This window comes from Gammaproteobacteria bacterium (assembly GCA_009845905.1).
In the GTDB taxonomy this organism is placed as follows: Bacteria; Pseudomonadota; Gammaproteobacteria; order Steroidobacterales; family Foliamicaceae; genus Foliamicus.
In genome coordinates this window covers 100768-114859 of sequence record VXYS01000010.1, presented here as the reverse complement: position 1 = coordinate 114859, position 14092 = coordinate 100768, and the positions used below count along the sequence as shown (strand labels likewise).

At 64.0% G+C, this 14092-nt stretch carries 8 protein-coding genes; 4 read left to right on the top strand and 4 right to left on the bottom strand.

Going from position 1 to position 14092, the window contains the following annotated elements; translation table 11 throughout:
* Nucleotides 1–67: 67 nt before the first annotated feature.
* The 3 genes from F4036_11255 to F4036_11245 all read left to right on the top strand — a co-directional run bounded on the left by F4036_11255 (nucleotide 68) and on the right by F4036_11245 (nucleotide 4900).
* Nucleotides 68–2539, top strand: a complete 2472-nt coding sequence (locus tag F4036_11255; GenBank protein ID MYK38316.1) for a TonB-dependent receptor — start codon at nucleotides 68–70, stop codon at nucleotides 2537–2539.
* Between the two features lie 204 nt (nucleotides 2540–2743).
* A complete protein-coding gene (locus tag F4036_11250; GenBank protein ID MYK38315.1) occupies nucleotides 2744–3823 on the top strand; it encodes a Rieske 2Fe-2S domain-containing protein in 1080 nt (359 codons plus the stop codon).
* 45 nt (nucleotides 3824–3868) lie between these two features.
* A complete protein-coding gene (locus F4036_11245) occupies nucleotides 3869–4900 on the top strand; it encodes a methyltransferase domain-containing protein (protein MYK38314.1) in 1032 nt (343 codons plus the stop codon).
* A 21-nt stretch (nucleotides 4901–4921) separates the two neighbouring features.
* Here F4036_11245 and F4036_11240 read toward each other — a convergent pair whose 3' ends face one another.
* The 3 genes from F4036_11240 to F4036_11230 are packed head-to-tail and all read right to left on the bottom strand — an operon-like array spanning nucleotide 4922 to nucleotide 11324.
* The gene (locus F4036_11240) at nucleotides 4922–6007 is read right to left on the bottom strand and encodes an efflux RND transporter periplasmic adaptor subunit (GenBank protein ID MYK38313.1); all 1086 of its coding nucleotides are present in this window, start codon (nucleotides 6005–6007) and stop codon (nucleotides 4922–4924) included.
* 34 nt (nucleotides 6008–6041) lie between these two features.
* Nucleotides 6042–8084 carry a cytochrome P450 gene (locus F4036_11235; protein MYK38312.1) on the bottom strand — a complete coding sequence of 681 codons (2043 nt, stop codon included), beginning with the start codon at nucleotides 8082–8084 and terminating at the stop codon, nucleotides 6042–6044.
* The gene (locus F4036_11230; protein ID MYK38311.1) at nucleotides 8085–11324 is read right to left on the bottom strand and encodes an efflux RND transporter permease subunit; all 3240 of its coding nucleotides are present in this window, start codon (nucleotides 11322–11324) and stop codon (nucleotides 8085–8087) included.
* A gap of 85 nt (nucleotides 11325–11409) precedes the next feature.
* On the opposite strand from F4036_11230, the gene F4036_11225 reads away from it, so the two are divergent.
* Complete coding sequence (locus tag F4036_11225) at nucleotides 11410–12624, top strand: molybdopterin molybdotransferase MoeA (protein MYK38310.1); 1215 nt, start codon at nucleotides 11410–11412, stop codon at nucleotides 12622–12624.
* A gap of 138 nt (nucleotides 12625–12762) precedes the next feature.
* Here the strand turns inward: F4036_11225 and F4036_11220 are convergent, their stop codons facing one another.
* Nucleotides 12763–14088, bottom strand: a complete 1326-nt coding sequence (locus F4036_11220) for an MFS transporter (GenBank protein MYK38309.1) — start codon at nucleotides 14086–14088, stop codon at nucleotides 12763–12765.
* Nucleotides 14089–14092: the final 4 nt, after the last annotated feature.

Sequence of the window (14092 nt, the reverse complement as noted above, 5' to 3'; positions counted from 1 at the left end):
GCATCGCCGCCCACTTGTGCATAATTGACCAGCTGTCGGCCGGGTTGACCGACAGGGAGGACATCCAATGAGATTCAGACTTGCCGTAATTTGCGTCCTGGCTGCGGGCGTGATCGTCGCCCCGCGTCCTGCGGTTACGCAGGAAGCCATGCTCGAGGAAATCATCGTGACCGCCCGCAAGCGCGAGGAGTCCGTGCAGGACATCCCGATCGCGGTCAGCGCCTTCACCGCAAACGACATCCGCGAACTGGGCATCAGATCCGTTAACGAAATCGCGCTCTACACCCCGGGCTTCTCGTTCCAGTCCGGTTTCGGGCGCAGCTCCAACCAGGACCGGCCGGCCATGCGCGGACAAACCACGATCATCAATGGCATTGCCAACGTGAAGGCGGTGTCCACCTTTGTGGACGGCATCTATGTGGGCGGCAAGGTTTCGTCCGTCGATTTCGCCAACATCGAGCGCGTCGAAATCATCAAGGGCCCGCAATCCGCGCAATACGGGCGGGGCACCTACGCCGGCGCCATCAACTACGTCACCCGGCGGCCTTCGGAAGAGCTGGAAGGCGAAATCACGGTGGGCGGCGGCGAACACGAGTCCTATGAGGTGCAGGGCTGGATCAGCGGCCCTCTGGTTGAGGATACCGCCTGGTTCCGGATTGGGGCGGGCTACGACCAGTACGGCGGCGAGCACGTCAACACGCTCACCGGGGATGAAGTCAACGAGCAAAAGACCACCAACATATCCGGCAAGCTGTACTTCACGCCCAACGAGCGGTTCGAGGCCACGTTGGCGCTGTCCTACCAGAAGGTGGACGACAGCCACCCGGCCCTTGCCCTGCAAGCCCGCGAGCACAATAACTGCTGCTTTCGCGGCGAGTCTTCCGGAAGCGCGAACATTACCGGCGTGACCGGCCCGAGGGCGCGCGAGTACTACATTGGCGAAGCCCTGCGCAATCTGCCGGTGGCCCTGAATACCGCGGAGCTTGATTCCGACAGCGGCGCGGGCAACCGCATGGATCGGATTACCGCTTCGCTGACCATGCACTACGACCTGGCCAACGATTGGCGAGTGTCCAGCCTCACCGGCCTGATCGACGACGAGTCCGAAACGGGCCTTGACGGAACCTACGGCGGCTACGATTTCGGAGTTGCCTTCGTGAACGGCCTGCCGCCTTTCCTGCGTCCTATCCTGGGCAGAGGGTTCGCTTGCGCCGCGGGGTTCTGCGGCCAGTTCAATCGCATACTTGGCAACGACCAGTCCGACTTCTCCCAGGAGCTCCGGCTTTCGTCTCCGTCGGACCGCGAATTCCGGGCCACCATCGGCCTGTACTACTATCGTGGCGAGCAACACGAAAGCCGCGACGACAAGGTGATGACCGACGTGGCCGCGGCGCTGAGCGACCGGTACGGCTGGGGCCTGGTGGCCAGGGCAGTGTCGCCCAACTCCACCATCGACTATGACGACGTCACCAACACGGCCGTTTTCGCTGCCCTCGAATGGGATCTGAGCGACAAGTGGACCGCCACGGCGGAGGCGCGCGCCGCCACCGATGAAATAACGCTTTCCGTTTATGAACCCGGCGGGACGCCGCTTCGCGGCCGGTTCGAATCCGAGTTCGATTCCGTCAATCCAAGATTCACGCTGAGCTACAAGGCGAACGAGAACGCGAATCTGTATCTGAATATCGCCAAGGGTTCCAAGCCCGGCGACTTCAACACCCAGGTACCGATCGGCGTGGACGGCAACCCCGATGAATCCTTCCGCGCGGTGGAGGAAGAAGTGGCCTGGAACTACGAAGCGGGCTACAAGACGGTGCTGATGGACGGCAGGACGGCGCTCAATGTGGCCGCCTATCTGACTGAAGTGACCGACCAGCAGTTCACGACCGTGATCGAGACGCCCACCGGGGGCAGCGCGTCGCTGCTCGACAATGTGGGCGAGACCCGCGTTGCCGGCCTGGAGGTCGATCTTCAGACGGCGCTGACCGACAAACTGGTCGTGAATGTCGGCTATGCCTGGACCAACGCGGAGATTCAGGAATACGTCAATATCGATCAGGCGGACCTTAACGGCGCCAACGGCTCGCGCAGCGACCTGAACCGCCTTGGCTCGGTGGCCGGCAAGAGAGTGCCGCGGATACCCGAGCACATGGCCTCCCTGGTGGCGCGCTACAGCGGCGACGTCATGGCGAGTGGCTTTGCCTGGTTTTTCACCGGTGACGTTGTTTACGAAGGCTCGCGCTTTTCGCAAATCCACAATCTGATCGAAACCGGTGCGCTCACCCGGGTTGGCTTGCGATTGGGTGTTCGCCGCGACAACCTGGAAATCGCCCTGTGGGGCAAGAACCTGTTCGATGACGACACTCCGCTCGACATCCTGCGCTACATCGACCGGCGCTCCGGCGGTTTGCGCCCCCACGCCAGCATCCCCGGCTATGTCCCCGGCGAACTGGGCAATCCGTCCAGCACACCGCGCGGCTTCGCCATCACGCTGCCCCGCGGTCGCCAGGTCGGCGTAACGCTTACCTACGGCTTCTGATCCTGCTCCCGAGGGAGGGCGTGTCCCTCGCGGCGTCCCGCCGCCCTCCCTCGCAGTACCGGGAAGCGGGCGCATGTCCTGCGCGGCATGTCCGCCAACGGCATGCAGTTAAGGCGTCTTGCCCTCCTTCCCGCTCATGTTCCTGTATGCTTGGCCAAACAAGCTGAAATATACGGTGAGCTGGTCAACAAGCGGGGGCTTTGAATGAAACTGGCGAACAAGCGGTATTACCCGCCGGGCAGGTACCCGGAAGGCTGGTATCTCGTGGAGATCGCCAGGAACCTGCCCAAAGGCGGTCTTCTCCAGAAAGAATGGATGGGCCGGCAGATCGTGACCTGGCGCGACAACGACGGAGAGATTTGCGTGTCCGAGGCCTACTGCCCGCATCTGGGCGGGCACCTGGGGCCGGACGGCGGCGGCTGCGTCAGAAACGGGCGGCTGGTCTGCCCCTTCCACGGCTTCGAATATGATGCCACCGGCAGGTGCGTGGCCACGCCGGATGCCCCGCCGCCCAGAACCGCGCGGCTCAATGTTTACGAGACACGCGAGCTCAACGGCCTCATTCTCGCCTGGTGGAGCCCGGTGGGGCGCGGTCCGCAGTGGGAGCTCCCCGAGTGGCCGGACAGGGAATGGCACCGCCTCCATTACGGAAGCGTGCAGTTGCGCGGCCACCCGCAGGAAACCTCGGAGAACTCCGTGGACATCGCCCATTTCCGCTACGTGCATGGCTACGCGGCGGTCAAGCAGGTCGGAGACGTGCAGGTGGACGGCGCCTGCCTGCGCAACAGCTTCGTTTTCCGGCGCAACGTGAAGCTGCTTGGCGTGCCGGTTCTGACCGACGTTGTTGCAACGACTCACGTCTGGGGTTTCGGCTATTCGTTCGTCGAGTTTCATGAGCGCGTCAGCGGATTGAAACTGCGCCAGTGGATCCTGTCCACGCCCATTGACGACACCTACATCAAGCTCGTGGTCGCCCTGCAGATCCGGCGCTGGGAATCCGGGCAGAAATGGCTGGCGACATTACTGCTTCGCTGTCTTCCCGCGAACTGGCTGACCCGGTTCTTCGTATCTCGGGTCAAGCACGATGTGCGCCAGGACGTCGCCATCTGGGAAAACAAGCGCTACCAGCCGCTGCCGATCCTGAGCCGCTCGGACGGCGAGATCATGACCTACCGGAAATACTGCGAGCAGTTCTATCCGGATGCCGAAGAGAGCCGCGCGCGTGTGCGCAGCCTCAAGCCTGCCCCGATTCATGCCGCGCGCGGCGCCAAGTTCGGCGCCTGATCCCTCTCGGCGGCATAACACCACCCCCAGGGAATCCCGCACGCCATGCTGGCGAAATTGTCCACGTCGCTGAAGAGCGCCTACCGCGGCTGGTCCGTTGCCAATCGCGTCGAATCGTTTGAAGGCTGGCTCGACCGGCGGGAAGAAGGGGGCTCCAACGACCGCAAATATGACCACGCCGAGACGGTCAACGACTACTACTCGCTGTGCAGCGAGTTCATGCAGTTCGGGTGGAACGAATCGCTGCACTTCGCCCCCTTGAGGCCGGGCGAAAGCCTTGACGACTCGATCCTTCGGCATCAGCGGCTGATGATCGGCAAGCTCCGGCTGACGGAGGGAATGACGGTCATCGACGTGGGCTGCGGGGTCGGGGGGCCAATGCGCCGGGTCGCGCGCGAGTCCGGCGCCCGCGTGGTCTGCCTCAACAACAACGAGCAGCAACTGGAAAAGGCGAAGCGAAGGAACGTTGAGGCAGGTCTTGATCACATGGCCGACTACGCCCACTGCAGCTTCATGGACATGAGCAGGTTCGAGCCCGACTCATTCGACGCGGGCTACGCGATCGAGTCCACCTGCCACGCGCCGGACAAGAAGGGCGCTTTTGCCGAGATCTTCCGCGTGTTGAAGCCCGGGGCGTTTTTCTGGGGGCAGGAAATGTGCATGACGAAAGAGTTCGACTCGAACAGCTCCCGCCACCGGGCCATCAGGCGCGAACTGATGCACGGGATCGCATTGAATGAGATCGCAACCTTCGCGGAGGTCGATCAGGCACTGGAGGCGGTCGGGTTCGAAGTGATCGAGGGGATGGACAGGGCGATGCAGGAAGATCCATACACCCCCTGGTATCAGCCGATGGAGGGAAACACCGGCACATTCCGGAATCTCCTGCGCAGGACGCCTGCGGGTCGAAAGGCAATGATCGGCATGGTGAAGCTCACGGAGGGTTTCGGACTCTTCCCGAAGGGTTCCAACACCGTGATCCGGCTCATGGACCGGACCGCGGACGCTTATGTTGCAGGCGGCAAGACCGGGATATTCACGCCGCTTTACTGTTTTCTGGCGCGCAAACCGGCGTGAAGCCGCGCGGCGGCGGGAGGGCTATGTTGCGGTGTCGCGCTGGACTCTGACCTGCTGGCCGGGACTGACGAATTCCTGGCCCACCGTGATCAACGTGACTTCGGCCGGCAATCCGGAGACCCACAGCCCGTCCGGGTCTTCCCGGACCACGTCGATCGGGTAGAAGAGAACCCGCTGATCGTCGTCAACCGCCCGCACGCCCATTTCTCCGTTGGCGTCCAGAACCACGTAGGACATTCCCACCTTGTGCGCCGGCTGGGCATGCAGCGAGACTTCGACCTCCGCGCTCAACCCCGAGGAAATCGAAAAGTCCGGGTTTGGGACCGTCACTTCGATGGGATAGGTGCGTGACTGGTCCGCCGACTGCTTGCCGATAAAGGTAAGCGATCCGCGGGCCGTATTGCCGGTGGCCATCGTGATCCGCACCTCGGCGCCCAGGTCCAGTTGCGGATACTGCTGTTCCGTGACGGCGGCCTCCACGTAGATCGGATCGAGATCGAGAATGGTGGCGCAGGGGCTGCCCATCTGCAGGTAGTCGCCCACCTCCGCATGAGTTTCTTCCACGAACCCGGCGAACGGAGCAACCACGGCGGTATTGTCAAGTTCCAGTTCGCTGGCCAGGAGCTGGCGGCGCGCGGAACTCAACTGGGCCTTGGCACGGGCCACCGCGATCTCCTGCTGAAGGCCCCGTTCGCGCAGGGTCTTCATGCCTTCGTACTCCAGCGTCGCCAGCTCGACCGCGTCGCCGGCCTCGCGAACGCGCAGTTCGCGATCATTGACCTCCACCTGGCAAAGCACATCGCCTGCCGACACCTGCGCGCCGATATCGATCGGCCGGTCGTCCACGCGGCCGGACGTTTCGGCGCGCACCGTCACCGCGTGCCGGGTTCGCGTGCGGCCGCGCAACGTGAGCGTCCTGGATTGCTCCGACGCACGGCTGGTTCGTACCCGCACGACGATTTCGTCCCGCGCTTCCGCGCGCGAAGCGACCGACGCCTGCCCATCGTCGTCGTCGCCTCCCAGGATTCCGGACAGCAGCCATACGGCGCAAACTGCAAGGACCAGCCCGGCCCACAATGGTTTGCGCAGGGATTCCCTGATTTTCATTTATGCAGATTCCGTGTAAACCGTGGCCCGCGGGTCAGAAGTCGTGACGCCTCTTGTCAATGGTAAATCGAAACTTGCTGTTCGGGGCGCTGGTGGGAAACGGATTGAATCTCATCTCGTAGTCCGACGGAACGACGCTGATGTCGAAATAGTAGGCGATGAGGAGCAGGTTGATCGTCATTTGCAGTTCCACCCATTTCGACCCCAGGCAATGATGCGTCCCCAGCCCGAACGGCACGTAGGCTCCCGCGCGCTTGTGCTCATCCCGGGGCGGCGCGTACCGGTCGATATCGAATCTGGTGGGATCGGGAAAAGTCTCTTCCAGGTGGTGCGCGGCGGTGTGCGCGAACACCACGCGCGTGTCCTTCGGTATGTTGTAGCCCTGCACCACGCAGTGATTCATCGTGGTGCGAAGCTGCATCGGAATGACCGGGTACAGTCGCTGGGACTCCAGGAACACCCGGTGGGCGACGTCGATTGTGGATCTCGTGAAATCGTCCTTGCCCGGGTCGCCGTTGGCGAACAGCGCCTCGGCTTCCTTCTGAACCCGGCGGTAGATTTCGGGATGGCTGGCCATGCCGTACACGGCAAAGCTCAGCCCGCTGCCGAGGTAAATGCTGGCGATGAAACCCGCGACCAGCATGAAGCTCAGATCGGTCTCCGGGAAATACTGCGGATCGCTGGCGTGCAGGCTCAGAATATGATCGACCAGGTCCTTGGGTTTGCCTTTGCGCTGCGCCGGCGTGTGCGCATTCAATACCCGGTTGAGCATCTCGAAAATGCGCTTCCTCTTCCTGGCCATGCCTGGCGTCTGCATCATGAATTTCGGCAAGGCTTTCTGCACATGCGTGACCAGCGAGCGGTGTTCGTAGCTGAGGAGATCGTCGATATGGTCCGACGCGTCCACGCCCACCATGAGCTGCGACACCTGAACGCTCATCAACTCCTGGCATGCGGCGGCGCCTGGCATCGGTTTGCCCGGGACCCATTTCTCCAGTGACGCACGGCAGAATTTATATACTTCGTCCAGCCTGGCCTCCAGCGTCGCGCGGGAATAACCGGCTCGCAGGGACTTCCTCATGCGGTAATGCTCTGTGCCGTCCATGCCGGGCAAGGTCCGCGACGCACCGTACAGTTGCTCGAAGTCGGCCATGTGGTCTCGCGTGCGGAAATAGGTCCGGCCGTTGCGGTTGATCCATGCGTTGGTGTCCGGTCCGGCAAGCACGACAACGCCCTTTTCCGAGAAGGGCTTCTTGATCCTGAAGACCGGACCGTATTCCCTGTACAGATCCGTCAGGATCCTTGAAAGATTGCCCCGCCTCAGGTTTCGATTCGGAATCAGCTTCAGCAGGTTGGCGACCGGAATCGGCCGTGTGCGCCCTACGGGCTGCTGTACCGGGCGTCCCTGACTCTCCCTGACAGCCGCGCCGATGGCGCGTCCCACCAGGTCCATCCTGCAGAGCAGATCGATGCGCTCGCGGGATTCCTCGTACTCTTCTTCGGTGAGCAGCAGCGGCAGGGCGTCGCATGCGGCAATCAGGCTGATGAGGATCACATCCCGGGGATCGGGAATCTCTTCGTCCAGGATTGCGCGAAGAACTCGCGTCTTGACCTGCAGCTTCGTCGATCCGTCGTCCGCGGAGTACGTTCCGGTGCGCGATACCTGGCGGCTGAGCGACCAGAACCCGCCCGAGTCGTGATCCAGAATGTTCTTCTCGACCAGCCGGTCGAGAATGATGTCCATCGCGTCGTCCGATCGTTGCGCGGTCTTCTCGATCCAGTACTGGGCGTTGTGCACCGGAGGGGGCGCCGAGGCGATTTCTTCCAGCACCGGATCCAGCAAGGGGTCGCCTGTTTCCTTCGCATCCAGAAGCGTCAGCGTCTCCGTATCGGTGTCGATACGGAATTCGAGCGACAGGTCCGCGAGCACCGAGCCCGCGATCACGCAGGACAGGTTCCAGGCGCCGACGGGTTCAAAATAGCCGCTGTCTTCGTTCAGAAGAACCAGCGCCAACTCTTCGGCTAATCTCACAACTACCCCCGCAGTCGAATCAGTTGCCCATAAGACACGGGTCAATCATACGCCGGGAGAGCGGTTCGCGTAACTGTCCCCGCCGCGAAGCCGCACCGGCTTCGGCGCCCTGTTGCGCAGTCCGGTCAGAACACCCGAGAACATCCCCTTGAGCCGGCTCGGCAGCACCAGCAGCGCCGGCGTCAGGATCAGCGTCAGGATCGTGGCGAAGGTCAGTCCGGACACCACGGCCTGGGCTAGAGGCACCCAGTAACCCGAAAGCTCGCCTCCCGATACCCACTTGCGGTTGATGAAATCCACCGATTGGTGGCTGGCCAGGGGCAGCAGTCCGATCACGGTGGTGACGGTGGTCAGCAGCACCGGCCGCAACCGCTGCAATCCGGTCAGCACGATGAGTTCGGCGATGTCCCGGTCGGGGAATTCCCTGCGCCCCACGTTGTAGGTGTCGATCAGCACAATGTTGTTGTTCACGACAATGCCCGCCAGCGACACCACGCCCACCCCGCTCAATATCGCGCTGAACGGCTGGTTGGTGATGACAAGCCCCAGAAACACCCCGGCCGTGGACAGCACGATCGCCAGCATGATCAGGAAGCTCTGGTAAATGTTGTTGAACTGCGTGACCAGCAACGCGAACATGAGCAGCAATGCAAAGGAAAAGGCCTTGGAAAGAAAGTCGATCGACTCCTCCTGCTCCTCGGTCGTGCCGCGGAAGCGGACGTCCACCTCCGAATCGAAGGTCTGGCTGTCCAGCCAGGATTGAATCTCGCGGATCTTGGCGTCGGGCAGCACGCCGGGCGCCACGCCGGCCCGGATCATGTGGATGTCTTCCTGGTCGGCCCGCTGGATAGTGTCCAGCCGGGGCGTCGCGCGCCGCGTGACGAAATTCGACAATGGGACCGGCCCGTTGCGGGTGACGATCCTCAGGTCGTCGAGTTCGTTGACGCCGCGGTCTTCGGTCGGGTAGCGGATCCTGATGTCCAGCGCGTCGTCCGCGTCGTCGGGACGGTACTCGCCCAGCTTGGCGCCGTTCGTCACCAGTTGCGTGGCCAGCCCCACGGTCGAGACATCGGCGCCGTAGAGGCCCGCCACGGCCCTGTCCACTTCCAGCTGCCATTCGATGCCGGGCACGGGAAGCGTGTCCTCGATGTCCCTCAGTCCCTCGACCTCGTTGACGATGTACTCGCGCACCCTTTCGACCACGGGAACAAGACGCTCACGCTCGTTGGAAGAGAACTGCAGCGCGATCGGTTTGCCGGCGGTGATCTGGCTCTCGAACGGCCGCACCTCGATGATCACGCCGCCGAACCTCTGCGTGCGCCGGCGGACTTCCTCCAGGACTTCCATGCCGGTCGTGTCGCGCTGGCTGCTCTCGACCATCTCGACGAACATGGCGCCGATGCGGTCTGCGCTCGAACCGCCCTGGTACTGCATCCGCTGCCCCTGGGCCTGGCCCGCGCCGGTCGTGGTGAACATGTTCAGGTTCTTGATGCCCGGGACCTCCAGGACCGCTGCCTCCACCTCGGCAACCAGCCGGTAGGCTTCCTCCACGTCCAGGTTGCCCCGTGCGCGCACGAACACCTGGGCGTAGGTGGGGTCGTTCTCGTTGAAGAAAAGCACGCCCAGATCGCGCGAGCCATGCACCGTGAATATGCCCAGGACCAGCGCGATCACGATGGTGACGGTGGCCAGGGGACGGCGCACGGCCAGCGACAGCAGGCGGCCGTAACCGCTCGCGAAACGCCCCAGCCGCGCCCAGTCCAGTTCCCACATGCTGTCCGCGCCCGCCTGCGGCGCGGCAATCCCGCGGCTGCGGCGCCGGAACGTCGTGCCTAGGACCGGAGCGAATATCAACGCATAGAGCAGCGCTCCGATCAGCACCCAGAGCAGGGTAATGGGAAGGTACCCCATGAAGGCGCCGGCCACGCCGGGCCAGAACATCAGCGGCACGAAGGCCGCCAGAGTGGTCGCGGTGGAGGCCAGCACGGGCAGGAACATTCGCTTGGCGGCCGCCCCGTATGCCTCGAGTTCGGTTTCGCCTTCCGTGATTCGCCGTTCGGCATCCTCGGTGACCACGATGGCGCCGTCGATCAGCATGCCCAGCCCCAGCAGCATGCCGAACATGACCATGAAGTTGAACGAGTGGCCGAACAGCCACAGGAAGATCAGCGCGAAAAGGAAGGAGACCGGGATGGCGCCGGCCACCAGCAGGCTGCTCCTCAGGCCCATGGCCGGGAATATCACGAGCATGACCAGCACCAGCGCGGTCACGATGTTCCCCTGCAGCTCGACGATCTGCTTGGCGGCGAACTGCGACGTGTCCTGGGAATAGAACATGTTGACGCCCACGGGCAGTCGATCGCGGAAACCGTCCGCCACTTCACGGACCGCGGTGGCCGTTTCGATGCTGTTTGCGCCGGAGCGCCGGTAGACGAACACAGATATGGAACGCTCGCCGTTGGCATGGGAGTAGCTGGCCCGGTCCTTGAACGTGCGCCTCACCGAAGCCACGTCACTCAGGGTCACGACCGTGTCGCCTTCGATGCGCACCGGAATGTCGAGCAGGTCGTCGGTGGATTCGATGACGCTGGGCACCTTTACCGAGACGCTCCCCTGGGCGGAATCCATCGCGCCCGCCGCAATCAGCCGGTTGTTGCGCGTGAGCGCCCCGTACAGCTCCTCCACGGACATCTGGTACGTCGCGAGCTGCTCCGGCCGGATGAGGATTTCCATGAACTCCTCGCGGTGTCCCTGCAGTGCCGCCAGCTGCACCTGGCCTACCATTTCGATCCGGTCGCGAAGGCGGCGCGCTGCGGCGTAGAGCGTTTCCTCCGGGGTGTTCCGGCCTACCAGGTTGATCTGCAGCACGGGGTAGTCGGTGGTCGCGGTTTCCTCGACAATCGGCTCCTCCGTCGTGGACGGGAACTCGGGCTTGGCCCGGTTCACGGCCTCGCGCACGTCGCTCAGCGCTACGTCGAGGTCGATTCCCGTCTGGAACTCCACCCCCACCATGGCCATGTTCTCGGCGCCCGTGCCGGTGATTTCCCGGACGCCTTCCACGGCCTTGAGTTCGATTTCCAGCGGCAGGATCAGCAGCCGCCTGGCATCTTCCGGAGAGATGCCCTCGTGAACGACCGTGATCACGTAGAACGGGATTTCGATGCGGGGTTCGCTCTCCACCGGGATCGAAACGCGCGCGACGATCCCGAAAATCACGATGCCGATCATCGCCAGCAGCGTGGACCGCCGACGTTCAAGCGATAAATCGATGATCCGGTCTTTCATGCGAAATGGCGCCGCCACCCCCGCTGACTTCGCGTTTGAGTTGGAGTATAACGAAAAGGCTCAAATCCATTGCTCCGGCTGTTGAATGAAATTGATTCCCTATCGCGAGGCATCCGCCGCCGTGGCCGCGGCCTGTACGCCGTGGCGGGACGAACCGGTTCCCGCCCGCCAGGCCCTTGGCGCGGTGGCGTCCCGGCCCGCCATCGGCGCTATCGCCTCGCCGGCGTTCAGCAACGCCGCCATGGACGGCTTCGCCATATGCGCCGACGACACGGTTGGCGCCGCGGGGGATTCCCCGGTGGAGCTTCCCGTTGCCGGCGAGCTGAAGGTCGGTGCGTACGCACAGGCCGGTAAACCCGGCTCCGGGTGCGCCTTTCGGGTCGCCACGGGCGCTCTGACGCCGCCCCCGCTGGACACGGTCGTGCCATTGGAGCAGGCGATGGTGGTCGAGCGGCGCGGCGCGACTGTTTTGCGTTTTTCCGGGCCTGTCGAGAAGGGACGCAACCTGCGCATTGAAGGCGAGGAGTATCCGGCCGGCGCCGCTTTCGATTTCACCGGCGAGCGCCTTCACGCCGGGCATGTCGCGCTCTTGTCCGCCGCCGGAATCGGCGAATTGCACGTGCGCAGGCCGCCTCCGCTGGGCCTGCTGACGACGGGCGACGAAGTGCGCCCTCCCGGCGCCGCGCTTGCTCCCGGCGAGATAGCCAACGTCAATGCGTCGTGGCTTGCCGCCTGGTGCGCGGAACGGGGAATATCCGTGACGACAGCGCGTCATGTTGCGGATGATCCCGAAAAACTGGCGCGGGAATTTCAACAGGCGCGGGAGTCCGGCGCCCGGGTCCTGGTCTCGAGTGGGTCCGCTTCGGCGGGGAGGCACGATGTCCTGCGGGGAGCGCTGCGGGAACTGGGAGCCCGGATCGTTTTTCACGGCGTCGCCATGCGGCCCGGCAAGCCGGCCCTGTTGGCGCTGCTGGACGACGGGACCCCGGTATTCGGTCTTCCCGGCAATCCGCTGGCCACCGCCGCGGGCATGCGTTTCCTGGTCTGGCCCGGCATTCGCGCAATCCTGGCGATGGATGCCGAACAACCCCTGCGCATGCCGCTCGCGCATCCCTGCGACCTGCGCGAAGGCCACACACACTTCCTGCTGGCCCGCCGCGAAAGCGAAACGGGAGCGCTGAAGCTGGTGCACCCCCAACGCCCCGGCCAGGCCGGCGCTCTCGCGGCCGCCGATTGCTGGCTCCGCCTCGACGGCGGCCGTTCGGTCGCAGGCGCGCTGGTCGACAGCTACTCCCTCTAACGCAGGATGCTGCCACGATAGCCCCTTTGTGTGCCTCCCTCTTGCGGGAGTGTTGAAGCCAGGGATGGCGAAACCAAGCCAGGGATGGCGCCTCCCGAAAGAGGGAGGCACACAAAGAGGCGGGATCGAAGTGTGGTGTTATGCGGCGCGGGCGGCGGCGCGGAAGTGCTTGAGGCCGAAAAACAGGAAGAGGCCGGCTAAGGGCGAAGCGATTGCGCCGACCAGCGCGATCGAGCTGCCCACGGCCTCGTTGTAGCCGAATACGCTGTCGATAACGAGGCCCACCAGAGTGGGACCGGCGATTGCCGACAGGATATTCAGCGCCAGCATCCAGACCGCCGAGACCGTGGCGCGCAGCTGGTTGGGCGTCACCAGTTGCAGCGCCGCCGGTCCGCTGGCCACCGCGAAGCATCCGAAGAACGCGTAGGGACAGAACAGCACCATCGTCCAGAACGGGCTGTCGAGCTGCGTCGTGACAAGGCACAGCGGAGTCAGCGCCGCCGCCGCGATGATGCCCACCCACAGCGGGGCGTCGACGCGCCCGCGCCTTCTCAGGAAATCGGTGAACCAGCCGCCGGCAAACACCGCCGCCGGCGAGCAGAGCAGGAGAATCCATCCCAGGTACTGGCCGGCCTCGGATGCGGTGTACCCGAGGTTGCGGATCAGGTGCGTCGGTCCCCACAGCAGCAGGTTGGCGATCGGCGCGGACAGGATGGCGAAGCCGAAAAAGTGCGCCAGGAACATACGCCACCGCTTCGAGAAGAACTCGATCACGACCGGCCAGGGGATTTTCTGTTCCACGCCCTCCATCAGGCCCTGGCGCGGGGGCTCGCGCATCGTGAGCGCGAGCAGCGCCACCAGCACGCCGGGCAGGCCCACGATGATGAACGCAAGCTGCCAGGGCTTGAACTGCGCCAACAGGTCGGCGAGCCCCGCGGGGAGGCGCTCGAAAGGGATCGCCGCGACCAGCTCGATGACCTGTGCGCCCACCAGGAACGCGACGCCCGCACCGATGAAGGCGGCGCACTGGAACACGCCCAGCGCCGTGCCGATCCGGTCCTTCGGAAAGAAGTCGCTGATGAGCGAGTAGGCGCAGGGCGACAGCGTGGCTTCTCCGACGCCCACGCCAACCCGCGCCAGCGCCAGGTGCCAGAAGTTGCGCGCCAGTCCGCAGGCGGCCGTCATCAGGCTCCAGAGGAATATTCCCGCGGCCACGATCAGCCGCCGGCTGCTGCGGTCCGCCAGCCGCCCGATCGGCAGGCCCATCAGCGCGTAAAAGACCGCGAAATAAAGTCCTCCCAGCAGGCCGATGGCGAAGTTGTCGATTTGCAGGTCCCGCATGATGGGCGGAACCAGAAGCGAGAGGATCAGCCGGTCCAGGAACGAAAAGATGAAGGCGATCATCAGCACGCCGACGGCGTACCAGGCCACCAGCGGGCTCGGCCTTTGCGGCGCGTTGTTCATACGG